22 protein-coding genes are annotated in these 23,396 nt (G+C 70.6%); 7 read left to right on the plus strand and 15 right to left on the minus strand.

The features are described from left to right. Window positions 1-2: 2 nt before the first annotated feature. Window positions 3-236 carry a hypothetical protein gene (locus AB0G63_RS11920; RefSeq protein WP_360748120.1) on the minus strand — a complete coding sequence of 78 codons (234 nt, stop codon included), beginning with the start codon at window positions 234-236 and terminating at the stop codon, window positions 3-5. Continuing rightward, a complete protein-coding gene (locus AB0G63_RS11925; RefSeq protein ID WP_360748123.1) occupies window positions 233-505 on the minus strand; it encodes a hypothetical protein in 273 nt (90 codons plus the stop codon). Before AB0G63_RS11925 ends, AB0G63_RS11920 begins: the two co-directional genes overlap by 4 nt. 303 nt (window positions 506-808) lie before the next feature. Between AB0G63_RS11925 and AB0G63_RS11930 the strand changes: the two genes are divergently transcribed. Beyond that, the gene (locus tag AB0G63_RS11930; RefSeq protein ID WP_360748126.1) at window positions 809-1,162 is read left to right on the plus strand and encodes a hypothetical protein; all 354 of its coding nucleotides are present in this window, start codon (window positions 809-811) and stop codon (window positions 1,160-1,162) included. 171 nt (window positions 1,163-1,333) lie between these two features. Here AB0G63_RS11930 and AB0G63_RS11935 read toward each other — a convergent pair whose 3' ends face one another. The 3 genes from AB0G63_RS11935 to AB0G63_RS11945 all read right to left on the minus strand — a co-directional run bounded on the left by AB0G63_RS11935 (window position 1,334) and on the right by AB0G63_RS11945 (window position 3,924). Continuing rightward, window positions 1,334-1,696, minus strand: coding sequence for a GNAT family N-acetyltransferase (locus tag AB0G63_RS11935; RefSeq protein ID WP_360748129.1), 363 nt, complete (start codon window positions 1,694-1,696; stop codon window positions 1,334-1,336). A 433-nt stretch (window positions 1,697-2,129) separates the two neighbouring features. Next, window positions 2,130-2,738, minus strand: a complete 609-nt coding sequence (locus AB0G63_RS11940) for a superoxide dismutase (protein ID WP_360748132.1) — start codon at window positions 2,736-2,738, stop codon at window positions 2,130-2,132. Window positions 2,739-3,276: 538 nt separating this feature from the next. Continuing rightward, window positions 3,277-3,924 (minus strand): tetratricopeptide repeat protein, encoded by a 648-nt coding sequence (locus tag AB0G63_RS11945; protein WP_360748135.1) that lies wholly within the window; start codon window positions 3,922-3,924, stop codon window positions 3,277-3,279. 363 nt (window positions 3,925-4,287) lie between these two features. Between AB0G63_RS11945 and AB0G63_RS11950 the strand changes: the two genes are divergently transcribed. Further along, entirely contained in the window at window positions 4,288-5,130 is an 843-nt protein-coding gene (locus AB0G63_RS11950) for a helix-turn-helix transcriptional regulator (protein ID WP_360748138.1), read from the plus strand. Beyond that, window positions 5,112-5,321, plus strand: coding sequence for a DUF397 domain-containing protein (locus AB0G63_RS11955; protein ID WP_360748141.1), 210 nt, complete (start codon window positions 5,112-5,114; stop codon window positions 5,319-5,321). Before AB0G63_RS11950 ends, AB0G63_RS11955 begins: the two co-directional genes overlap by 19 nt. Here the strand turns inward: AB0G63_RS11955 and AB0G63_RS11960 are convergent. From AB0G63_RS11960 to AB0G63_RS11970, 3 genes are all read right to left on the minus strand, one after another. After that, on the minus strand, window positions 5,296-6,333 hold the full coding sequence (locus AB0G63_RS11960; protein ID WP_360748144.1) for a MerR family transcriptional regulator: 1,038 nt from the start codon (window positions 6,331-6,333) through the stop codon (window positions 5,296-5,298). The two genes, AB0G63_RS11955 and AB0G63_RS11960, sit on opposite strands and share 26 nt — an antisense overlap. Beyond that, entirely contained in the window at window positions 6,327-6,995 is a 669-nt protein-coding gene (locus AB0G63_RS11965) for a HEAT repeat domain-containing protein (protein ID WP_360748147.1), read from the minus strand. Before AB0G63_RS11965 ends, AB0G63_RS11960 begins: the two co-directional genes overlap by 7 nt. 193 nt (window positions 6,996-7,188) lie before the next feature. Beyond that, window positions 7,189-7,680: a hypothetical protein gene (locus AB0G63_RS11970; protein WP_360748150.1), complete on the minus strand. Its 492-nt coding sequence runs from the start codon at window positions 7,678-7,680 to the stop codon at window positions 7,189-7,191. Window positions 7,681-7,777: 97 nt separating this feature from the next. Between AB0G63_RS11970 and AB0G63_RS11975 the strand changes: the two genes are divergently transcribed. After that, the gene (locus AB0G63_RS11975; RefSeq protein WP_360748153.1) at window positions 7,778-8,551 is read left to right on the plus strand and encodes a 4'-phosphopantetheinyl transferase superfamily protein; all 774 of its coding nucleotides are present in this window, start codon (window positions 7,778-7,780) and stop codon (window positions 8,549-8,551) included. A gap of 35 nt (window positions 8,552-8,586) precedes the next feature. Here AB0G63_RS11975 and AB0G63_RS11980 read toward each other — a convergent pair whose 3' ends face one another. The 7 genes from AB0G63_RS11980 to kdpF all read right to left on the minus strand — a co-directional run bounded on the left by AB0G63_RS11980 (window position 8,587) and on the right by kdpF (window position 18,117). Beyond that, complete coding sequence (locus AB0G63_RS11980) at window positions 8,587-9,912, minus strand: glycoside hydrolase family 30 beta sandwich domain-containing protein (RefSeq protein ID WP_360748156.1); 1,326 nt, start codon at window positions 9,910-9,912, stop codon at window positions 8,587-8,589. A gap of 266 nt (window positions 9,913-10,178) precedes the next feature. Next, window positions 10,179-12,722: an ATP-binding protein gene (locus AB0G63_RS11985; protein WP_360748159.1), complete on the minus strand. Its 2,544-nt coding sequence runs from the start codon at window positions 12,720-12,722 to the stop codon at window positions 10,179-10,181. Window position 12,723: 1 nt separating this feature from the next. Further along, window positions 12,724-13,407, minus strand: coding sequence for a response regulator (locus AB0G63_RS11990; RefSeq protein ID WP_360748162.1), 684 nt, complete (start codon window positions 13,405-13,407; stop codon window positions 12,724-12,726). A 128-nt stretch (window positions 13,408-13,535) separates the two neighbouring features. Beyond that, a complete protein-coding gene (locus AB0G63_RS11995) occupies window positions 13,536-14,204 on the minus strand; it encodes a potassium-transporting ATPase subunit C (RefSeq protein ID WP_360748165.1) in 669 nt (222 codons plus the stop codon). A 24-nt stretch (window positions 14,205-14,228) separates the two neighbouring features. Then, window positions 14,229-16,358, minus strand: a complete 2,130-nt coding sequence (kdpB, locus tag AB0G63_RS12000; protein WP_360748168.1) for a potassium-transporting ATPase subunit KdpB — start codon at window positions 16,356-16,358, stop codon at window positions 14,229-14,231. Continuing rightward, a complete protein-coding gene (gene kdpA / locus AB0G63_RS12005) occupies window positions 16,355-18,019 on the minus strand; it encodes a potassium-transporting ATPase subunit KdpA (RefSeq protein ID WP_360748171.1) in 1,665 nt (554 codons plus the stop codon). Before kdpA ends, kdpB begins: the two co-directional genes overlap by 4 nt. 8 nt (window positions 18,020-18,027) lie before the next feature. Beyond that, window positions 18,028-18,117, minus strand: coding sequence for a K(+)-transporting ATPase subunit F (gene kdpF, locus AB0G63_RS12010; protein ID WP_360748174.1), 90 nt, complete (start codon window positions 18,115-18,117; stop codon window positions 18,028-18,030). Between the two features lie 587 nt (window positions 18,118-18,704). On the opposite strand from kdpF, the gene AB0G63_RS12015 reads away from it, so the two are divergent. The 3 genes from AB0G63_RS12015 to AB0G63_RS12025 all read left to right on the plus strand — a co-directional run bounded on the left by AB0G63_RS12015 (window position 18,705) and on the right by AB0G63_RS12025 (window position 23,341). Continuing rightward, the gene (locus tag AB0G63_RS12015; protein ID WP_360748177.1) at window positions 18,705-20,660 is read left to right on the plus strand and encodes an amino acid transporter; all 1,956 of its coding nucleotides are present in this window, start codon (window positions 18,705-18,707) and stop codon (window positions 20,658-20,660) included. 127 nt (window positions 20,661-20,787) lie between these two features. Beyond that, on the plus strand, window positions 20,788-21,348 hold the full coding sequence (locus AB0G63_RS12020; RefSeq protein ID WP_360748180.1) for a hypothetical protein: 561 nt from the start codon (window positions 20,788-20,790) through the stop codon (window positions 21,346-21,348). Window positions 21,349-21,862: 514 nt separating this feature from the next. Continuing rightward, entirely contained in the window at window positions 21,863-23,341 is a 1,479-nt protein-coding gene (locus AB0G63_RS12025; RefSeq protein WP_360748183.1) for a sugar transferase, read from the plus strand. Window positions 23,342-23,396: the final 55 nt, after the last annotated feature.

Consider the following 23,396-nt stretch of genomic DNA (forward strand, 5'->3'; position numbering starts at 1 on the left):
CGTCACGGGCTGCCCTGTCTGCTGCGGGCGTTGGCCTCGGCCACCAGGGCGCTCAGCAGCTCGTCCTGACTCAGGGTCCGGACGTCGCGCGGGTCCGCGTCCCATGCGGGGCCACCGCCGAGCGGCCGGATGTGGAGGCAGGGGCCTTCGTGCCCCGTGACCCTCCCGACCCGGTCGCGCGCGGTGTCGCGGACGGCCTCGCCGACGCCCGGTACTTCGCCGCCGCCCTGGGTCACTTGCCGATCCCCTTCAGGATCACGTCCGCGAGCATGAGCGCCACGGGCGCGGAACACACCCCGAGGTGGACGAGGGCGTACCGGATGTCGCCCTCGTGGTCGTCCGCCCACGGAGTCCGGATGTCCATCGCGGGGAGCTGGATGCCTGCCTGACTGAGGGCGTAGGCGAGGGCGTCACGGGCGGCGAGGGCCTCCTGCACGGTCGTGGTCGTGGTGCCGGTCGTGCTGGTGCTCGTCGTGCTGTGCGGGTGGTGCGGTGTGGGGGGCATGAGCGTCCTCGTCGGTCAGTGCTGCGGATCGGATTCCGTGCCCCGGCCGCGCTGGGAGAATTACGCTGCGTAGTCCGGGTGTCACCACAATGAGGCGGGATCCGGTCGGCCAGAATGTGGACGAGTTCATGCTTCCCCGTGCTCCGGAGGTCGTTCCACACCTTCCACGCCTTCTACGCCGTCCGCGCGAGGGTCTCGGAGGGGGCCGGCCGCATGCCGTCGTGGCTGCCTGGTTCGCGGTGCCGGTATCGTCCGGTCTCCCGACCCGCCGTACCAGCGGCCGACGTTCAGAGGGCGACGCACATGACCAGCCGGCAAGCGACGACGACCCTGTGGCGCCCTACCGGCCCCAAGGAGCTGGACCTGGTCCGGGAGCTGAACTGGCGCGCGTGGCCGCCCCGGCTGCCCGAGCAGCCGATCTTCTACCCGGTCCTCAACGAGGACTACGCGATCAGGATCGCGCGGGACTGGAACGTGAAGCACGATGGCGCCGGCTTCGTCACTCGTTTCGAGGTCGAGTCGGAGTTCTTGAGCCGGTATCCCGTCCAACAGGCGGGCGGGCGGACAATCCTCGAACTCTGGGTCCCCGCCGAGGAACTGGACGACTTCAACGCCCACATTGTCGGTGAGATCCAGGTGGTCCACGAGTTCCACTGAGGCGGGCAAGCCTGCTGACAGGGCGGGTCACGCAACCTTGCGATGCGCCGCCACTGGCGCCTCGAACGCGCCCTCACACAACCAGTGCGCACAGCTCGGGAATGCTCCGTACAGCCGCTCCCCCGGCGGCTGTACGGGCCGGCGGCCTGACGGCCCATCGGAAAGCATGACTCAGCTTCGCATGGCGCCGGTCAGCGGAGCCAACACACGCCATCCCACCGTCTCGTGCAGAGCCCGGCCCTCCGGTGTCGCGACCGGGACGCCTGCCACAGCCCCCTGTTCCGCAACGATGTTGACGAGCGCCTGCATCACCAGGCTTCCCAGACCGCGGCGTTGATGAGCGGGGTCGGTCTCGGCCTGATCGACGACGAAAGCACGCCCGGTGATGGCGACTTGACCGCGCGCGGCGAAGGCACCGTCGACGGTGCGGACCAGGGCTCGGGCGACGCCTGCCCGGGTCCAGGTGTCCAGCCGGTAGCCGTCGGCGGTCGCTGGTGGCGCCTCCGCATGGGCGGAGCCCAGCGTGGTGGACATCAGGTAACCGCGTCCGCCGGCGAGGGACCAGCCGGGCCCGAGCCAGGGTCGAGCGTTTCCGGTGGCGCGGGCGCTTTCAGCCATATGCCGGGTGCGGTCGTGTTCTCGGTGATCTTGCAACGGCCGTTTCGTCCGGAGCCGACAGTACGTGGCGCACGACGTGCCCGGGGAGGCCGACGTCAACGGTGAAACCCCAGGGAGTGGGGACAGGGACAGCCGCGCCACGCGAAACGGTCCAGCCGTGGATCCACGCTTGCACGGCCTCGGCCACGTTCATGAGAGGCAACCTCCGGCGGGGGGTCATGGCTGACCGGGATGCGCATCCCGTGCACGAGGAATGTCGGTTGCGCAGCCCGGTCGAGGAGGCGGGGCGGGCCGGGAGGCGCAGTGGGCTTCCCGGCCCGTGGGGTCCGGTGGTCTCCGGTGCCGTCGGTCAGGTACTGGCTGCCGCGGCGAACCGGGCGGCGACGTCTTCCCAGCTGACCAGGTCCCACAGTTTGGTGACGTAGTCGGGGCGGACGTTCTTGTACTGCAGGTAGTAGGCGTGCTCCCAGGCGTCGAAGACCAGCAGCGGGGTGCTGCCCTGGCCGACGTTGCCCTGGTGGTCGTAGACCTGTTCCACGATCAGGCGCTTGCCGAGGGGCTCCCAGGCGAGCACACCCCAGCCGGAGCCCTGGACGGACGTCGTCGCGACGGTGAGCTGCTTCTTGAACGCCTCGAAGCCACCGAGGTGTTCGTCGATGGCGTCGGCGAGGGAGCCGTCGGGACGGTCGCCGCCGTCCGGGGAGAGGTTCTGCCAGAAGATCGAGTGCAGGACGTGGCCGGAGAGGTTGAAGGCGAAGGTCTTCTCCAGCCCGACCAGCGAAGTGGGCGTGATCTGGTCCTTGTCGCGGACCTCGGCGATCTGTTCCAGGGCGTCGTTGGCACCCTTGACGTAGGCGGCGTGGTGCTTGGCGTGGTGCAGTTCCAGGATCTGCCCGGTGATGGCCGGCTCCAGCGCGGCGTAGTCGTAGGGCAGGTCGGGAAGCGCGTAGGTGCCCATCAGGCACGACCCCTTTCCGGGTGGGTGATCGTCCGGGGACAGCCTATGCCCTTGTTGCGAATTACTTGCAACAACTTCGAAGGTGCATCAGTATGGTCCGTAGCGGGGTCGACCCGTCAGTCTTCGGTGTCCGAGCGCCTTCCGTCCGTCGGCGCCTCCTTCCTGGAGAGTGATCGTCTTCTCACCCGGCGCCCGCCGGTCCCGGCCGACCCCGCTGCCGCATTTCTGGACGAGCCGTTCGCGGTTTTGGGCGCCCGGGACGTGCACCGCCGTCCGCAGGGGCAAGCAGGGCGGCCGGCCGCCAGTTGGGCGGACGTCCGGGACCTGCTCCTTCCGACAGGAAACCGTGGCGTACAACCAGGACGGTGGCGGCGCTTGCATCGCCCGGAACTCCCCCTCGTCCAGTGCGTGCAGCAGACCGCCCTCGGCGGACGCCCCCCGGGACCAGGCCGCGGGGCACTCCTCGGCGCCCAGGATGCGCGGACCCGGCGTTCGGCACCGAGGCGCGCCTCGCGGAACGGGCTGCCGGGGCCAGAACCTAGGAGCGGATGAGCGTGCGGGCTTGCTCGATCCACCCCGACACGGCCTTGGCACCGCAGCTCTCGGCGACCGACTCGGCCTCGTCGAGGTGGTGGAACGCCGCCGACCGGTCGCCGGTTTCGGCCACGAGGTAGGCCAGCGCCACCAGGCCAGCCGCTTCCCCGGCCCGGAAGCCGATCTCCCGGCGCAGCGTCACCGATTCGTTCAACCGCTCGCGGGCCTGATCGAAGCGGCCCCCTTCCTTGTCGGCGAAGGCGAAATGCCGAATCGCATAGGACATCGTCATCCGGTCGTCGACGGCCTTCGCCAGCTCGTACGACCGCTCGAAGTACGGCCTGCCGGTGACGCCGTCGCCCTTGACCACCTGATGCCAGCAGCCGACCCAGAACAATGCGTCCGCCTCACCCGACGCGTCCCCCAGCCGCTCGTACAACTCGGCCGCGCGCTCAAACAGCACCAGCTCCTGGCTGTTCTCTTCGCGGTCGTTCAGGAAACGGACGTGCAGTATCTTGCCCCGCGCCATGCAGAGCGGCGCCTCGATCGCGTCCAGCATGTCATCGGACCGGTCCGGCGCGGACGCGTCCCCGCCGAACATCGCTGCTTCGAAGAGCTCTCCCGCGCGTTCGATCCACTCCTGCTCTTGCATACTGCGACCCCGCCCCGTCGGACGATGGCAGTGCCGAGGCCATCTCCGCGCTTTCGGCGCAACGCGGGAATTTCGGGACGGGGGCTCTCGAACACCCTGGCCGGCTCGATCGCTTCCTGACGGGCCGTCGGGAGGTTTCCCGCAGCCACGGCTCGCCGCATCGTCGTCCTTGTCGGTCCAGTTGTGAGGATTCCACACCCCTGCTGCGCTGCGTGAATTACGCTGCGTGGCAAGGGCGTTACGGAGGCGCGCCGGGATCCGGGCGGCCGAGCTGTGCAACGGGTTCGTGGTTCCTCTTGCCCCGACGGTCGTTCCACATCTTCCACACCGTCCATCTGAGCCTCTCGGAGGGGAGCCAGCCGTATGCCGCAGCGTCGCGTCGTCACCGGCCGCAGCCAGGAACCACGTCAGCGCTTCGCCGAGGAGCTGAGAACGCTGCGGGCGGGCAGCGGGACCAGCCTGCGGCAGCTCGGGGAACGGCTGGGCTGGGACTGGTCCCTGTTCGGCAAGATGGAGAAGGGCGAGACGCTGGGCAGCCCGGAGGTCGTCCAGGCCCTCGACACCCACTACGGCACGCCCGGACTGCTGCTCGCCCTCTGGGAGTTGGCCGCCGGGGACCATACGCAGTTCCGGGAGCGGTACCGGCGGTACATGGCGCTGGAGGCGGAGGCGGTGAGCCTGTGGCACTTCGCGGTGAGCGTCCTGCCAGGACTGTTGCAGACGCCGGGGTACGCGCGTGAGGTGCTGGCCGCCGGTGGGTTGAAGGGGAAGGAACTGGAGCAGCAGGTCGAGGCCCGGATGGGGCGGCGGGAGCTGCTGGAGGGGGAGGATGCGCCGCCGTTCCGGACGATCCTGTCGGAGGCGGTGCTGCGGACGCCATTGCGGGACGCGGGAGAGTGGCGGGGGCAACTGGAGTACCTGAGGGAAGTCACGGAGCGCCCGAACGTCACCGTCCAAGTGCTCCTGCAGAGCGCTGGGTTGCATGGTCTGCTGGGGGTGGACGTCTGGTATCTGCTCCTTCCGCAGGGGAGAACCGTGGCGTATACGGAGAATGGATACTGGGGCGAACTCATCGAGGATGCCGGTCAGGTTGTACGTCTGCAGAAGACGTACGATGCGGTGCGCGACCTGGCGCTCACCCCGACGGAGTCGCGCAAGGTCATCCTGCGGATGTTGGAGGAAGCGACGTGCGATCCATCGACCTGAGTGCCGCATCTTGGCGTAAGAGCAGCTACAGCAACCAGGACGGTGGTGCCTGCGTCGAGGTCTGCGACGATCTCGACGCCGTCGTTCCGGTGCGGGACAGCAAGGTCCCGCACGGGCCGGTGCTGGTGTTTCCGGCCGGTGGGTGGTCGTCCTTCGTGGCGGCGGTCAGGAGCGGTCGTCTGAGCGACTGACCCGGCCGGCATCACGTTCGGCCGTGACGAAGGCCGCGGCCACGCGGGCGACGGCGCGGTCGTCGTCGTGGGCCAGCCGTCGCAGGACATCACGCGCGGCGGGGCGCGGCAGCTCGACCAGGGACTGCGTCAGACGGATGCGTGTCGCGGAGTCCGCGGTGGGGGCGGCGAGTTCGCCGGCCAGCGCGGCGGTGATCCGGTCCGCGCATTCGGGGTCCTGGGACAGCGTTCCCAGGATCTCCGCCGCTTCGACGTCGTTGGTGCCCTCGACCACCATGCCGACCAGCGTCGGTACGGTCTCGGTCACGCCGCGCCTGCCCAACGCCAGTGCGGCGTGCCTGCGTACCGTCGGGTCCGGGTCCCCCAGCGCGTCCGCGAGCAGCTCGGCCGCACCCGGCGCCTCGGCCATCTCGGCGATCGCCAGCACCGCGCGCCGCCGGATGCCGGCGTCCTCCGACCGCGTGCCGGCGGCCAGTGCCGCCACGCCGTCGCCGCCCGCCCGGGCGAGCGCCCAGCGCAGGGCGCCGGCCACGTTGGGGTCGGATTCGGCCAGGACCGCACCGGCCAGCAACTCGGCGGGCGCCTCCGTACCCTCCGGCCGGGCCAGGACGGTCTGCTGCCTGCGCGCGGCACTGGTCGAGTTCAGCCCCTGCATGAGTTCGACGATGCGCAGGACGTCCTGCCAGCCGGTGGGCACCGACGCGTCGACGGCGCGGAGCCGATCCAGGAGCTCCTGCTCCCGCGCCAATCGGTCTTCGGTCCACCGGATGAGGTCGCTGATCAGGGCGGACGGCGTGAAGTCCGGGTCCTCCAGGGCGCGCCCGATCTGCTTGAGCGAGAGCCCGAGGGACCGCAGGCTCTCCACGTGGAAGATCCTACGGACGTCCTCGTCCGAGTACTCGCGGTAGCCGCCGACGGTACGACCTGTCGGCCGCACCAGGCCGAGGGCGTCGTAGTGCCGGAGCATCCGGGGGCTCACCCCGGAGTGGCGGGCCACCTCGCCGATCAGCAACGTCCGGTCTCCATGGTCTCCGCGGCGGCAGCGGCTCGTTCCGGGCCGAGTGCGACGGTTCGCTTCGCCGCGTCGACGGCCGCGTCGAAACCCGTCTCCGGGTGCCGCCGGAGCAGCTCGGTGGCACGGGCGTGCGCGGCCGTCTCCGGGTCGGGGCTCGCCGCGGCCTTCTCCAGGGCGGGCCCGGTCACGTCGCCGAGGTCGACGAGGGCCCGGCTCAGGCTCAGCCGCAGACCGCGGTCGCCGCGGCCGAGCTGCCCGGCCAGTTCGTCGGCCAGGTCCTTCCTCTCGTCCTCGTCCTCGGGCGCGAGGGCGACCGCGACGCGCCACGCGGTCCGCGCGACCTCGTCGTCGGCGTCGCGCAGCAGGTCGCGCGTGATCCAGGACCGGGCGCTCCTGTCGCCGATCTTGGAGAGCGTGTGCAGCGCCTGACTGCGGGCCTGAGCGCGCCCGGAGTCGAGTTCACGGCGCAGCCGGGGCAGGGTGATCTCCGGCGAGAGGCGGGTCAGCGCCCAGGACAGCATGTCCCGCACGAAGAAGTCCGGCTCGACCGCGCACCGCTCGACGAGCGTCTCCAGGAAGCCGGGGTGGGGGTGCGAGCCGGCCGCCAGGGCCGCCTGGAGCCGGACCGACGGGTCCCCGGCGCTCAGGGTGTCGGCCACGCGGTCGTTCTGCGGGGTTCTGTTTCTCGGGTTGATCGAAACCACCTCCTGCAATTCAGGGGACACCCTGTCACCGTGTCAAGGTCAAGCCGTGACACGGGGTGAGGAGACGTGCCGTCCCAGGACATGGCCGGAACGCGCCGTGCCCGCTCAGCGCCAGCCTGGCGCACGGTGGCTGATCTACTCGCGTAGCTCAGCGTGATCGGAGCCTTTCGTCCGACAGTGATCCCTGGTTATGTGGCTGGAAATGACTGCGGAAAAAGGTCAACCGATCTTCCTCGCCGAGCCGCCCGCCACCGCCCGGGGCCAGATCCAGTTCTGCGTCTCCGCGTTGCGCCGTCGCCTCGACGAGGTCGGCGCCGGGGACCTGATGGAGACCCGCCGCCCCGGCTACCTGCTCCGCGTCGTCGGACACCGCTTCGACGCGAACGACTTCGAGGCGCGCGCCCGCGGCCTGGGGGCGCTGATCGGCACCCGCACCTGGGGAGGCGCCATCGCCACCTGGCCCCGGCACCGTCTCGTCGACGGCACCCTCACCACCCAGCCGGAGTTCTGCTACCACCTCACCGGTGTCGGAGCGGGCCTGGAGAACCGCGGGGTGGAACCCGACATCACCGTCGAGCTGCCGCCCGCCGGACCGGACCTCCCGCACCCCGACCCGCAGCTCGCCGCGGCCGTCGCCCACCTGCTCGGTTCCCTGCCGCCGCCGACCGCCCCGGCCACCCCGCGCCCGGGCGGCCGCCCGGCACTCGTGCCCAGCGCCCGCCACCCCAGGACACTCCATGACCTCCGGGCCCGCCCTCACCGCCAGCGCCCTCGCCACCACCGCGCGCGCCACCACCGCTCCGCCGGCCCCGCTCGCCCCGCCGGCCCCCGGCGTCTGCGACCTGTGGTTTCTGACTGTCCGCCACCGTCCTTCCTGGATACCGCTGTTGTCCCCCCGGGAACGCGACCGTCTCACCGTGCTCGGCGCCACGCCCTCCGGCGCCTCGCTGGTGACCTCCCGCGCCGCGCAACGCCTCGTCACCGCCCGCTACCTCGGCGTCCCCCCGGAGACCGTCCGCCCGGTCCGCCGCTGCGAGCGCTGCGACCACCCCTCGCACGGCCGGCCCCGCGTCCCCGGCGCTCCCTTCGACTACTCGGTCTCCCACTCCGAGGAGTGGCTCCTGATCGCCGTGGTCGGTTCGGGGCGGGTCGGCGCGGACCTGGACACCGTCGGCCCGCACCGCGACGTGGAGGGTCTCGCCCGTACCGCCCTCACCTCCGCCGAGCACCGCGCCCACCTCAGGCTCCCCGCCGAGGCCCGCAGGTCCGCCTTCCTCACCGCGTGGGCCCGCAAGGAAGCCGCCATCAAGCTCACCGGGCACGGCCTTGCCGCCCCGCCCGTCCTGGTCGACGTCGCCGGTCCCCGGGCCACCGCGCCGCGCGTCCCCGACCGGCCCCGCTCCGCCCCCTGGCTGACCGACCTCCCGGCACCCCCCGGCCACGCCGCGGCCCTCGCCACCTCCGAGCCCCTGACCACCCTCCGGCACCGCGCCGAAGCCCTGGACCTCTGACGCGGTGCCGTCATCCGGTGGTCCGGATCAGCGGATCAGCGGACCACGAACGTCATCGCGCTCCGAGCGGGAAGCGAGACGGTGAAGGAGCCGTTCGACACGCCGGTCGTGCCCTGGGGCGCGACGTTCCTGCTCGCGTCGGTCAGCCAGGACGAGACGGTGGACGCGGTGCTGTTCGCCAGGGTGAACTGCTGACTCACCGCGGCGGTCGCCTTGTTGACGGCGACGACGACCGTGGAGCCGTCGCCCCGGTACGCCGACACGTAGACGTTCGACGCCGGCTGCGCCGTCGCCTCGACCCGCACATACCCGGGCCGCACGAACCTGGCGAAGTGCGCCATCATGGCGCCGCGCTTGCTGATGTTGCCGTCCTCGCGCATCGGGCCGTAACTGCGCCGGATGTACCACCAGATGTACGCCTGGAACCCGCCCTCCACCATGGCGTGGTGGAGGTGCTCCCCCACGTCGAGCGCCTGGGGCCAGAGGTCCGCCGAATCCGTGCTGTTGGGGTAGTAGACCTCCGTCATCCAGAGTTCCTTGCCCGCGCCCTTCTGCTGGAAGAGGGGGTAGGGGAAGTTGGCGAACGGCGTGCCGTAGAGATGGGTGCCGATCACGTCCACGTTGGCGAGCGCCGCCGGGTCGTTGAGGATCGGGTCCGTCGTGCTCCGGAGGTACTGGAAGGACTCCGGCGCGATGACCCTGGTGCCGATCGAGCCGGCGTTCTCCCGCAGGAACCGGACCATTTCGGTGGGGGTCCACCACGTCCAGTCGTAGGCGTAGTCGGGCTCGTTCTGCACGGATATGCCGTACAGGTTCACCCCGTTGTTCCGCAGGTACGTGGTGAAGTCGTTCAGGTGCTGGGCATAGGCGCCGTACATGTCGTACCTGAGACGTCGCGCGTTGGTCTGGCTGCCGCGGACGAAGGTCTCGGCCATGGAGGCGGGAGGGTTCCACGGCGACGCGATGACGCTCACCCCGAGCTCGGCCGCGCGCTTCGCCGTCGCCAGATCGCGGCTCCAGTTGGCCCGATCCTCGGGCACGGGGATCCGCAGCAGGGAGAACCCCAGCCGTCCGTCGCCGGTGCCGAACGCCGTGTCCCGCTGGGCCGCCGTCAGGTCGCCGGCCCAGGCCGCGTGGCTCATGCCGCCGAAGCCCCGGATCGTCTGCCGCGTCGCCGACGGATCGACGACCGCCGCGGCGGCGGCCGGCACGGCCGCGGCACCGGAGGCCGCGGCGTCGGAAGCCCCCACGACCGATGCCGCGGCCGTGAGCACGGGCAGGGCCCCCATCGTCGCCAGGACGGCCCTCCGGCTCGGCGCTCTCCGCTCCCCGCTCACGGGCTCGTTCCGACTCTGCGTCATGTCCCCTCCTCTTGGCTGCTGGTCCTGCTCCGACTTATGGGAGCGCTCCCACGGGCCGGAACGACTACACACGTGCCGTTTTCTACGAGAGGTGCTGTTCGGATGTCGCCCGGCCTGCGCTCAGCGGCTCGGCAAGGCACGAACGCGTTCGACATCACGAACGGTGTCCGAGTGGCAGACGTCTCGAAAGTTAACGAGGCCACGCACCACGGTCAACCCCCTCGCATCGCCGACCGTGAGACCGTGCCGGCGGGCGCCCGAGGTCTTCAGGACGTGGACGCCGTCGGCAGGTCCTGGTGTTCCGGTCGCCGTTCCGGGGCCGTCGGCACGGCGAGGACCATGGTCAGGCCGCCGCCGGGCGTGTCCTCGGCGGTGAGCGTGCCGCCGATGGCCTCGGCGAAGCCGCGCGCGACGGCCAGGCCGAGGCCGACGCCGAGACCGCGGGGCGAATCGCCGTACCGCTGGAAGGCTTCGAAGATGCGGTCCTTCGCCTCGTCCGGGACGCCGGGGCCGCGGTCGACGACCCGTACCTCGACCCGGTCGGCGAGGGCGCTCGCCGACACGAGGACCTTTTCGCCCGCCGGGCTGTACTTGACGGCGTTCTCGACGATGTTGGCGACGGCTCGCTCCAGCAGGCCCCGGTCGACGTGGACCATGGGCAGCGTCTCGGGGATGTCGAGCTCCACGCCCGTCTCGGGCACGCCGCCGAGTGCCATGGGCACGACCTCGTCGAGGTCGGTCTCGCGGATGATGGGGGTCACCGTGCCCGTCTGCAGGCGGGACATGTCCAGCAGGTTGCCGACGAGATGGTCGAGCCGGTCGGCGCCTTCCTCGATGGCCTCCAGGAGCTCCGCCTGGTCCTGTTCGGACCACTCGACGTCGTCGGAGCGCAGTGAGGACACGGCGGCCTTGATGCCGGCGAGCGGGGTGCGCAGGTCGTGGCTGACGGCGGCGAGCAGAGCGGTGCGGATGCGGTTGCCCTCGGCCAGTTCCTTGGCCCGGTCGGCCTCCAGCTGCAGGCGCCGGCGTTCCAGGACGACGGCGGCCTGCGCGGCGAACGCGGCCAGTACCCGGCGGTCGGCGGCGGGCAGCACCCGGCCGCGCAGCGACAGTGCCATGTGGTCGCTGACGGGGACGTCGACGTCCGCGTCCTCCGGGATCTTCGCGGGCCAGGGTCCCACACTGCCGGCGCAGGTCCAGGGAGCGGTCTCGCCGGTTCGCTCCAGCAGGGCCACCGATTCCATGCCGAAGGTCTCGCGGACCCGTTCCAGCAGCGCCTCCAGCGTGGTCTCGCCGCGCAGGACGTGTCCGGCGAGGAAGGAGAGGATCTCCGACTCGGCACGCAGGCGCGCGGCCAGATGGGTGCGGCGGGCGGCGAGGTCCACCACCGAGGCCACCGACACGGCGACGCCGACGAAGATCGCGATGGCGAGGATGTTCTGCGGGTCGGCGATCGTCAGGGTGTGCGTGGGCGGGGTGAAGTACCAGTTGAGCAGCAAGGAGCCGGCCAGCGCCGAGGCCAGCGCCGGGAGGAGCCCGCCCAGCAGGGCCGCCGCCACCGTCAGAGCCAGGAACAGCAGCATGTCGTTGGCGAGGCCGATGTCCGCGGTGGCGCCGATGAGGAGCCCGGCGAGCAGGGCGGGGCCGAGCAGACCGACGAGCCAGCCCCAGATGACCCGGGACCGTCCCAGGCGCGCTCCGCGCGCCATCGGCAGTCCGCGGCCCTTGCCCGCCGCGTCGTGCGTGATGAGATGGACGTCGAGATCGGGGCCGGACTCGCGGGCGACCGTGGCGCCGACTCCGGGGCCGAAGACGTACTGCCAGTTCTTGCGCCGGGAGACACCCAGCATGACCTGGGTGGCGTTGGCGCCCCGGGCGAAGTCGAGCAGGGCGGCCGGGATGTCGTCGCCGACGACGTGGTGGAAGCTGCCGCCGAGGTCCTCGACCAGGGTGCGCTGAAGGGCCAGTTCCTCCGGGGAGGCGGCGGTGAGGCCGTCGCTGCGGGAGATGTAGACGGCCATGAGCTCACCGCCGGCGCCCTTCTCCGCCAGCCGTGCGGCCCGCCGGATCAGGGTGCGTCCCTCGGGGCCGCCGGTCAGGCCCACCACGATCCGCTCACGCGAGCCCCAGATGGTCGTGACGTGGTGTTCGCTGCGGTACTCCTTCAGGTACTCGTCGACCCGGTCGGCCACCCACAGCAGCGCCAGTTCCCGCAGCGCGGTCAGGTTCCCGGGCCGGAAGTAGTTGGACAGGGCCGCGTCGACCTTGTCCGGCCGGTAGATGTTGCCGTGCGCCATGCGCCGCCGCAGCGCCTCCGGTGACATGTCGACCAGTTCGATCTGGTCGGCCCGGCGTACGACCTCGTCGGGGACGGTCTCCCGCTGCCGCACCCCGGTGATCGATTCCACCACGTCGCCGAGCGACTCCAGGTGCTGGATGTTGACGGTGGCGACGACGTCGATGCCGGCGGCGAGCAGTTCCTCCATGTCCTGCCAGCGCTTGGTGTTGCGGGAACCGGGGACGTTGGTGTGGGCGAGTTCGTCGACCAGGGCTACGGCGGGGGCACGCCGCAGGACGGCGTCGACGTCCATCTCGGTGAAGACGCTTCCCCGGTACTCGATCTCCTTGCGCGGCACCTGCTCCAGGCCGTGCAGCATCACTTCGGTGCGTGGCCGGTGATAGTGCTCGACGAAGGCGACCACGCAGTCGGTGCCCCGCTCGATGCGGCGGTGTGCCTCCGACAGCATGGCGTAGGTCTTGCCGACGCCGGGGGCCGCGCCGAGGTAGATCCGTAGCTTGCCGCGCGCCATGTCAGCCCTCGAAGCGATAGCCCATGCCGGGCTCGGTGATCAGGTAGCGGGGGTGGGAGGGGTCCGTCTCCAGTTTGCGGCGCAACTGGGCCATGTAGACGCGCAGATAGTTGGTCTTGTTGCTCTGGGGAAAGCCCCACACCTCCTGGAGGAGGTACTTCTGCGTGATCAGCCGGCCCGGATTGGTCACCAGGATCTCCAGCAGGTGCCACTCGGTAGGGGTCAGCCGGATGTCCCGCCCGTCCCGGACGACCTTCTTGGCGAGCAGGTCGATGTGGAAGTCCTCCGTTTCGACCAGGGCGGTCTCGGGGGTGATCGGCGCTTCCTCGGTCCGCCGGACGGCGGCCCGCAGCCGGGCCAGCAGTTCGTCCATGCTGAAGGGCTTGGTGACGTAGTCGTCGGCCCCGGCGTCCAGCGCGGCCACCTTCTCGTCGGACGCCTGCCGGGCGGACAACACCAGGATCGGCACCCGGCTCCAGCCCCGCAGGCCCTTGATGACGTCGACGCCGTCCATGTCGGGCAGACCGAGGTCGAGCAGGATCACGTCGGGCTGACGCGCGGCGGCGAGCCGGAGTGCGGTGGCCCCGTCGGGGGCGGCGTCCACGCCGTAGTGACGTGCCTGCAAGTTGATGACGAGGGCCCGGACGAGCTGCGGGTCGTCCTCCACCACGAGCACCCGGGTCATGGCTGTGCCTTTCCTGTCGTACGTCGTGCCGTCCTCGCTGCGAGCGCGGCAGGCTCCATGGCGGCGGGAGCCGACGGAACCCGGCATGCCTTCCGGGCCGTCGGCCGCCGTGCGGATGCCCGAGGCCCTCAGTGCTTCGACACGAGGTCCTCGAGCGCGATGTTGAGTTCCAGGACGTTGACCCGGGGCTCGCCGATGAAGCCCAGGGTACGGCCCGTTGTGTGGTCCCTGACCAGCTTCTCCACCCGTGTGGCGGACAGGCCGTTGCGCGCGGCGACGCGGCGGACCTGGAGTTCGGCGTAGGCCGGGGAGATGTCCGGGTCGAGGCCGGAGCCCGATGAGGTGACGGCTTCGGCGGGGACGTCCGATGCCTTGACGGTGTATCCGGACACGGAGTTGTCCCGGACCACCGCGGCCTTGGCGGCCTGCACCTGCTCGATGAGGGTCCTGTCATCGGCGGACAGGTTGGTGGCACCGGAAAGGATCAGCTTGTACCGGGTGTTGAGGCTGTTGCGGCCGAGCCCGTTGGCCGGGCGGCCCTGGAACCATTTCAGGTCCGGGTCCGGGGTGTCCTGGCCCTTCTTCAGCGGCAGGTTGTACGACTGCCCGATGAGGGACGATCCGACGACCCTGCCGTGCGCCTCGACCGCGGAGCCGTTGGCCTTGCCGTGGAACAGCCCCTGGGCGATGCCGGTGACGACCAGCGGGTGGACGACACCGGTGACCAGCGTCAGCGCGAGAAGAGCGCGCAGGCCCGCCCCGAGCAACCGGGCGGTGTTCGTTACGGAGTTGTTCATGGTGATCAGCACGCCTTTGAGAAGTCACAGCCCGGGGATGAGGGAGACGAGCAGGTCGATGATCTTGATGCCGATGAAGGGCGCGATCAGTCCGCCGATGCCGTAGAGGACGAGATTGCGCCGGAGCATCCTGTCGGCGCTCATCGGCCGGTAGCGCACGCCCTTCAGGGAGAGCGGCACCAGCGCGACGATGATCAGCGCGTTGAAGACGACGGCCGACAGGATCGCGGAGTCCGGCGAGGACAGCTGCATGATGTTCAGCTTGTCCAGGCCCGGGTGGACCGCCGCGAACAGCGCCGGGATGATCGCGAAGTACTTCGCGACGTCGTTGGCGATGGAGAACGTCGTCAGCGCGCCGCGAGTGATGAGGAGCTGCTTGCCGATCTCCACGATCTCTATCAGCTTCGTCGGGTCGGAGTCGAGGTCGACCATGTTGCCGGCCTCCTTGGCGGCCGACGTACCGGTGTTCATCGCCACGCCGACGTCCGCCTGGGCCAGGGCCGGCGCGTCATTGGTGCCGTCACCGGTCATCGCGACCAGCCTGCCGCCCGCCTGCTCCCGCTTGATGAGAGCCATCTTGTCCTCGGGCGTGGCCTCCGCGAGGAAGTCGTCCACGCCCGCCTCCTCGGCGATCGCCTTCGCGGTCAGCGGATTGTCGCCCGTGATCATCACGGTCCTGATGCCCATGCGACGCAGCTCCTCGAACCGCTCCCGCATGCCGTGCTTGACGACGTCCTTGAGGTGGACGACGCCGAGCACGCGGGCGCCCTTGTCGTCGTGGACGGCGACCAGCAGCGGGGTGCCACCGGCCTCGGAGATGCGGCCGGCCGTGCCGTCCGCGTCCGCGGCGACCGTTCCGCCCCTCTCCTCGACCCAGGAGGCGACCGACCCGGCCGCGCCCTTGCGGATCCTGCGCCCGTCGACGTCCACACCGGACATCCGGGTCTGGGCGGTGAACTCGATCCACTCGGCGCCGACGAGCTCGCCCTGGTGGCGTTCGCGCAGCCCGTACCTCTCCTTGGCCAGTACGACGATGGAGCGGCCCTCGGGCGTCTCGTCCGCGAGGGACGACAGCTGGGCCGCGTCGGCGACCTCCGCCTCGGTGGTGCCCTTCACCGGGACGAACTCGGCGGCCCGCCGGTTGCCGAGGGTGATGGTGCCGGTCTTGTCCAGCAGCAGCGTGGAGACGTCACCGGCGGCCTCGACCGCCCGGCCCGACATCGCCAGCACGTTGCGCTGCACCAGGCGGTCCATGCCCGCGATGCCGATCGCGGACAGCAGGGCGCCGATCGTGGTCGGGATCAGGCAGACCAGCAGTGCCACCAGCACGACCGTCGTCAGATGCGTGCCAGCATAGTCGGCGAGCGGCGGCAGGGTGGCGCAGGCCAGCAGGAACACGATGGTCAGCGAGGCCAGCAGGATGTTCAGCGCGATCTCGTTCGGCGTCTTCTGCCGGGCGGCGCCCTCGACCAGGTTGATCATCCGGTCGATGAAGGTCTCGCCCGGCTTTGTCGTGATCTTGATGACGATCCGGTCGGACAGCACCTTCGTGCCACCCGTCACCGCGGACCGGTCACCGCCGGACTCGCGGATGACCGGGGCGGACTCGCCGGTGATCGCCGACTCGTCCACCGAGGCGACGCCCTCGACGACGTCACCGTCACCCGGGATGATGTCGCCTGCCTCGCAGACCACCAGGTCGCCGATGGTCAGCGCGGTGCCGCGGACCTGCTCCTCCGACGTGCCGTCGGTGAGCAGCCGACGGGCGACGGTGTCGGTCCTGGCCTTGCGCAGGGTGTCGGCCTGGGCCTTGCCCCGGCCCTCCGCGACCGCCTCCGCCAGGTTGGCGAACACGACGGTCAGCCACAGCCAGGCGCTGATGGTCCAGCCGAACCAGTCGCCCGGGTGCTGGAAGGAGAAGACCGTGGTCAGCACGGAGCCGATCCACACCACGAACATCACGGGCGACTTGACCATCACCCGCGGGTCGAGCTTGCGGAAGGCTTCCGGCAGCGACTTGAGCAGCGCCCTTGGGTCGAAGAGGCCGGCTCCGACACGGCCCCCGGCGGGCTTGTGCCCGGTGGGTGCGTCCTGGTGGGGCGCAAGGGTGGGAGTGGACATCGCGTCCTCGTGGCTTTCCGTTCGCATCGTCATGACGCCAGCCCCTCGGCCAGCGGGCCCAGCGCGAGGGCCGGGAAGTACGTCAGCCCGGTGATGATCAGGACGGCGCCGACGAGCAGGCCGGTGAACAGCGGTTTCTCGGTGCGCAGGGTGCCGGCGGTCACCGGGACCGGCCTCTGCCCGGCGAGCGAGCCGGCCAGCGCCAGTACGAAGATCATGGGCAGGAAGCGCCCGAGGAGCATCGCCAGCCCGGTCGTCGTGTTGAACCAGTCGGTGTTCGCGTTCAGGCCGGCGAAGGCCGAGCCGTTGTTGTTCGCGGCGGACGTGAACGCGTACAGCACCTCGGACAGGCCGTGCGCACCGGAGTTGAGCATCGAGTGCGGCGGGGTCGGCAGCGCCATGGAAGCCGCCGTGAGGACCAGCACCAGGGCGGGGGTGATGAGGATGTAGCAGGCGGCGAGCTTCATCTCGCGGGCGCCGATCTTCTTGCCCAGGTACTCGGGCGTGCGGCCCACCATGAGACCGGCGATGAACACCGCGATCACCGCCATGATCAGCATGCCGTAGAGGCCGGAGCCGGTGCCGCCGGGGGCGATCTCGCCCAGCATCATGCCCAGCATGGCGATCCCGCCGCCGAAGCCGGTGAAGGACGAGTGGAAGGAGTCCACCGCGCCGGTCGACGTCAACGTCGTCGACACCGCGAAGATCGACGAGCCGCCCACTCCGAAGCGGACCTCCTTGCCCTCCATCGCGCCGCCCGCCGCCTGCAGCGCCGGGCCGTGGTGGGCGAACTCCGTCCACATCATCAGCGCGACGAAGCCCAGCCAGATGGTGAACATCGTGGCGAGGATCGCGTAACCCTGCTTCACGCTGCCGACCATCAAGCCGAAGGTGCGGGTCAGCGAGAACGGGATCACCAGGATCAGGAAGATCTCGAAGAGGTTGGTGAAGGGCGTCGGGTTCTCGAACGGGTGAGCGGAGTTGGCGTTGAAATAGCCGCCGCCGTTGGTTCCCAGCTCCTTGATGGCCTCCTGCGAGGCGACCGCGCCACCGTTCCACTCCTGCGAGCCGCCCATGAACTGGCCGACCTCGTGGATCCCGGAGAAGTTCTGGACGACCCCACAGGCGACGAGGATCAGCGCGGCGACCGCCGCGCCCGGCACCAGGATCCGCAGCGTGCCGCGCACCAGGTCGGACCAGAAGTTGCCCAGCTCGCCCGTGCGGGAGCGGGCGAAACCGCGCACCAGTGCCACCGCGACGGCCATGCCCACGGCGGCGGAGACGAAGTTCTGCACGGCCAGACCGGCGGTCTGCACGACGTGCCCCATGGTCTGCTCGCCGTAGTAGGACTGCCAGTTGGTGTTGGTCACGAAGGACACGGCCGTGTTGAACGACTGCGCCGGGCTGACCGAGGAGAAGCCGAGCGAGCCGGGCAGGATGCCCTGGAGACGCTGCAGCAGGTAGAGGAAGAGGACGCCGACGGCCGAGAAGGCGAGGACACCGCGCAGATAGGCGGGCCAGGTCATCTGGGTGTCGGGATCGGCGCCGATGGCCCGGTAGATCCAGTGCTCGACGCGCAGGTGCCGCTTCGAGGAGTAGACCCGGGCGAAGTAGGCGCCGAGGGGGGCGTGGACGAGCGCCAGCGCGCCCACGAGGGCGAGCAGCTGGAGCACGCCGGCGAATGCGGGACCCATGTCGGCGCTCAGAACCTCTCCGGGAAGAGCAGGGCGAGGACGAGATATCCCAACAGGGCGACGGCCGTGGCCAGGCCGACGGCGTTCTCGGCGGTCACAGCTTCGTCACCCCCTTGGCGACGAGTGCCACCAGCGCGAAACCGGCGAGCACGGTGACGACGAAGGCCAGATCGGCCATCGCGGACTCCTGGAATGAGGTGCGGACGGAACGGACGGTCAGAGAAAACCGCCTTCGCGGCCGGGGCAGCAGGTCCGTTGACGGCCCTCTTACGGCGGTCCCCGGGATTTTGACGGAGGCCTTACGCCCCCCGCCCCGCAGCAGTGGGCAGGGGGTGTCGCGGCCGCCCCGGACGCCACCCGTCCCAGCACCCGGACGCGAGCAGCCCGCGGACCGGCCCGCCCTGACCGCAGCACGACAAGGACTGAACGCATGACGTGACGCTGTGTCTCTCCCCCAGGTCCGGCGGCCGGCCGGAGAGTCCGCATGGCGAAACAGCGGCGCAAACCGCGAGGACCTCCCCTTTTGCCGCGTGACGGGCATGCACCCGGCAATCCCCTAACGGTTTCCTAGCGCGCGCCGAGCATTCTGCTGTGGGCTTGTGCGTCACTCTCTGCTTACGCTGGTGCGGCCGTCCGCGTGATGGCCGAAATGCACCGTTGAGCCGTACGCCAGGAGAGCACACCGATGGTCACCACCGGACATCCGCCGTCCAGCCGCCTGCGGACGTGGATGCTGGAGGGGCTGTCGGACATGGGCCGGCAGGGCGGCCACACCGGGCCGCACGCCGTACCCGAGCCCCCGCACAAGGGCCAGCGCTGGTGGCGGGTGATGTGCCTGACCGGTGTCGACTACTTCTCCACTCTCGGCTACCAGCCGGGCATCGCGGCCCTGGCCGCCGGTCTGCTGTCGCCGATCGCCACCGTCGTGCTGGTCATGGTCACTCTGGCCGGCGCCCTGCCGGTCTACCGCCGGGTGGCGAAGGAGAGCCCGCACGGCGAGGGCTCCATCGCGATGCTGGAGCGGCTGCTGTCGTTCTGGCAGGGCAAGCTGTTCGTCCTGACCCTGCTGGGCTTCGCCGCCACCGACTTCCTGATCACCATCACTCTCTCGGCGGCGGACGCGTCGACCCACCTGGTGGAGAACCCGCACCTCACCAGCGCGCTGCACGGCCACCAGATGCTCATCACCCTCTTCCTGGTGGCCCTCCTCGGTGCGGTGTTCCTCAAGGGCTTCCTGGAGGCGATCGGCGTCGCGGTCGCCCTGGTCGGCATCTACCTCGCGCTCAACGTGGTCGTCGTGATCACCGGCCTGTGGCACGTCCTCACCGCCGCTCACCTGGTCACCGACTGGACCGGTGCCCTGACCGCGCAGCACGGCAACATATTCGTCATGATCGGTCTGGCCCTGGTCATCTTCCCGAAGCTCGCCCTGGGCCTGTCCGGCTTCGAGACCGGCGTCGCCGTCATGCCGCACGTCCGGGGCGACGCCGGCGACACCGAGGAGCACCCCGCGGGCCGCATCCGCGACACGAGGAAGCTGCTCACCACCGCCGCGCTGATCATGAGCGCCTTCCTGATCGCCACCAGCTTCATCACCACGGTGCTGATCCCGGAGAAGGAGTTCAAGGCGGGCGGCCAGGCCAACGGACGCGCGCTCGCCTACCTCGCGCACGAATACCTCGGTGGCGCCTTCGGTACGGTCTACGACGTCTCCACGATCGCCATCCTGTGGTTCGCGGGCGCCTCCGCCATGGCCGGCCTGCTCAACCTGATGCCGCGCTACCTGCCCCGCTACGGCATGGCCCCGCACTGGGCGCGTGCCGTCCGCCCCATGGTCATCGTCTTCACCCTCATCGCCTTCCTGGTCACCTGGATCTTCGACGCCAACGTCGACAAACAGGGCAGCGCCTACGCCACCGGCGTGCTGGTGCTGATCAGCTCCGCCGCCATCGCGGTGACCATCGCGGCGCGCAAGGCCGGACAGCACGGCTGGACCGTCGGGTTCGGCGTGATCTCCGTGGTGTTCCTCTACACGACCGTCGTCAACGTCCTCGAACGCCCGGACGGCGTCAAGATCGGTGCCTGCTTCATCGCGGGCATCATGCTGGTCTCGCTGCTGTCCAGGCTGGCCCGCGCCTTCGAGCTGCGCGTGACCGGCGTGACGCTCGACCCGCTGGCGGAGCGGTTCATCCGGGACATGGCCCACCGCCGTCTCCGCTTCATCGCCAACGAGCCCGGCCATCGCGACAAGGCCGAGTACCGCGACAAGATCGAGCAGATCCACGCGGACAACGACATGCCGGAGCGGGACGACTTCGTCTTCGTCGAGGTCACGGTCACCGACCCTTCCGAATTCGAGGCGGGCCTGACCGTCCACGGCGAAGTGCTGCACGACCGCTACCGCGTGCTGACCCTGCACTCCGCCTCGATCCCGAACGCCCTCGCCGCTCTGCTCCTCCACGCCAGGGACATCACCGGCTGCATCCCGCACATCTACTTCGAGTGGACCGAGGGCAGCCCGTTCGCCAACTTCCTGCGCTTCTTCCTCTTCGGCCAGGGCGAGGTCGCCCCGGTCACCCGCGAGGTGCTGCGGGAAGCGGAACCGGACCCCGCCCGCCGCCCTCGCGTCCACACCGGCTGAGGACCGGCTCCGGCGGAGGACCGGCTCCGGCGGAGGCGTCAGGATCCCGTCAGAATTCGACCCCCCGATGCCAGGGCTCCGTAAGCAGCGGTCGCCGCGCCCGTCGCAGCCGCCTAGCGTCAGGGGCATGCGTCGGAGCGGACCCGCAGGCCCCGTCGGCGACCGCCACTGGCGCGGCAGCGCCCGGCTCGCCGGAAGCTGCGCCCTGACGTTCTGCGGACTGAGCCTCCTGGTGGACTGGTGCGCGGGAAGCCTGACGCTTCCCCGCGTTCTGCTCTGGGTGACCCTGTCGGTGGCGCTGGGCGCCGTCCTGCTCCCCCAGCGGGTGAGTGCGGGCCCCGGCTGGCTCGCCGCACGCACCCCCTGGCGCCGGTACATCGTCCGCACGGATGCCCTGGCCGCCGTACGGCAATGCGACGGCGTCTGCTCCCACCTGGTACTGCGGGACGTCTACGGCCACCGGCTGGAACTCGATCCCCGGATCCTGGCGGCCAACCCCCTGCTCTGGCACGAGTTCGACACGGGAGTCCGCCGCTCCCTGCGGCGCGGGACGCTGCGCGCGGGCGCCGATCTCCTCGACCGGCTGGGCCACCGCATCGACGAGGAGTCGGCGCGGGCCGTGTTCCGGGCGTCGGGCCTTTCCACGGCAAGGACGAGCTGTACGCCACCGCCGCCGCCCACGGACTGACCGCTGGTGGCCGAGACCGCGCCCCGCACCGGCCCGCCGCCGCACTCGCCTGCGGTCGCCGATCAGCGGAACCACCTCCACACCTTGAGCACAAATTACCCACAACCCTCTCCGCATACCGGCCCCGATGGTCTAGATTGACCATGCTTCTCCTGATCGAAGACGAGGCGACCCGTAATGATCTAGGTCCGGCGCCGCGGAGGGCCAGCATTCACCTCCCCGGCGCCAGACGTGGGGGTGATCAATTCTTGGAGCCCTGGAGGGCATCGGGTGCGGGGAGCACCCGCGGTCTCGACGGGATCCCGTGCGCCCAGAGGGCCTGGCAGGGCAGGCAAGTCCGCTGCCGCCAGGGCCAGTTGTCCAAGCACCTCTGAGACAGCCGGGATTTCACGCAAGGGGAGGGCGGGGGCCTCCCAAGGGGAGGGACAGCGCGGCGTCGGGGGGCGGCGGCCTCCCGAGGCGAGGAACAGTGTTGGGCGAACACGTCGAATCACTGGGGACCTGGGGGGGTTCTGTGCGGCAAGGGGGACAAGTCAGCCCGTTTCCGCCCGCGCGCGGGCGTCTGGCGAACGGGGCGATCGGCCGGCCCGCGATCGACTGGGAGCAGCGGTACCGACATGCTGTGATCACCAGCGATACCGTGGCCACGGCCTCCGTGGTGACCGCGATCGGCGACTTCTTCGGGGCCCGGGACGCGGCCAACTGGCACGAGAAGTGGGGAATTCTCGCTTTCGGCACCGAGCTGCTGGTGCTGGGGTCCCTCGCGGTGAGCCGGTCGTGGGCTCCGGCCGTGCTCGGCCAGGGGGCAGAGGAATTCCGCCGGCTCGGCCGCTCTCTGTTCACGGCGACCGTCGTGCTCGCGCTCGGCGGGATCGCCCTCACCTCACGCAACATCAAGCTCTGGATCTTCGTCGCGATCCCCGCGATAGCGCTGGTCACCATGGCCGCGCGGTATCTGCTCCGCCTGTGGCTCCACAAACAGCGCAAGGAAGGAAGATGCCTGAGGCCGGTGCTCGCCGCCGGCAGCCCGGCCACCGTGCGCGACCTGATCGCCCGGACCCGCAAGTTCCCGCACCTCGGCTGGCGGGTGGACGCGGTGTGCACACCGGACGGTCGCGGGGCCGACGACGACCAGCTGGACGGAGTGCCGGTCGTCGGCCGGCTGTCCGACGTCGCCAAGCACGTCCGCCACGACGGCTACCGCGTCGTCGCGGTCACGCCGGACGCGCACTGGTCACCGGACCGGCTGCGGCGGCTGGCCTGGAACCTCGAAGGCAGCGATGCCGAGATGGTCGTGGCCCCGGTGCTGATGGAGGTGGCCGGCCCGCGGCTGCACGTCGACGCGGTGCTCGGGATCCCGCTGCTGCGGGTCAGCATGCCGACCTTCAGCGGGGGCCGCCGGGCGATCAAGGAGGTCGTCGACCGGGTGGGCGCCGCGGTCCTGCTGGTGCTCTTCGCGCCGCTGATGGTGCTCGTCGCGCTGCTCGTGCTGGCGGACAGCCGGGGTGGGGCGTTCTACCGCCAGCGCAGGGTCGGCAAGGACGGCCGGGAGTTCACCATCGTCAAGTTCCGCACCATGGTCGTCGGGGCCCACGGGGCACGGGCCGAACTGGCCGGCCTCAACGAGGGCGCGGGCCCGCTGTTCAAGGTCCGCCGGGATCCGCGGGTGACCCGCGTGGGAGCGGTGCTGCGCCGGTACTCGCTCGACGAGCTCCCGCAGCTGTTCAACGTGCTCACCGGATCGATGTCACTCGTCGGACCGCGGCCTCCGCTGCCGGAGGAGTCCGCCGCGTACGGACCGGACATCCGGCGGCGGCTGCTGGTCAAGCCCGGGCTCACCGGCCTGTGGCAGATCAGCGGACGCAGCGACCTGCCGTGGGACGAGGCGGTCCGCCTCGACCTGCGGTACGTCGAGGACTGGTCGCTCGCCCTGGACACGGTGATCTTGTGGAAGACGCTGCGTGCCGTGCTCCACGGGCAGGGGGCCTACTGATGCGCGCGGGTCGCCCGACCGGCGCGCGGACCGCAGGCCGCAGGGGCCTGCCTGG

The sequence above is a fragment of the Streptomyces sp. NPDC020996 genome, from assembly GCF_040641355.1.
GTDB lineage: Bacteria > Actinomycetota > Actinomycetes > Streptomycetales > Streptomycetaceae > Streptomyces.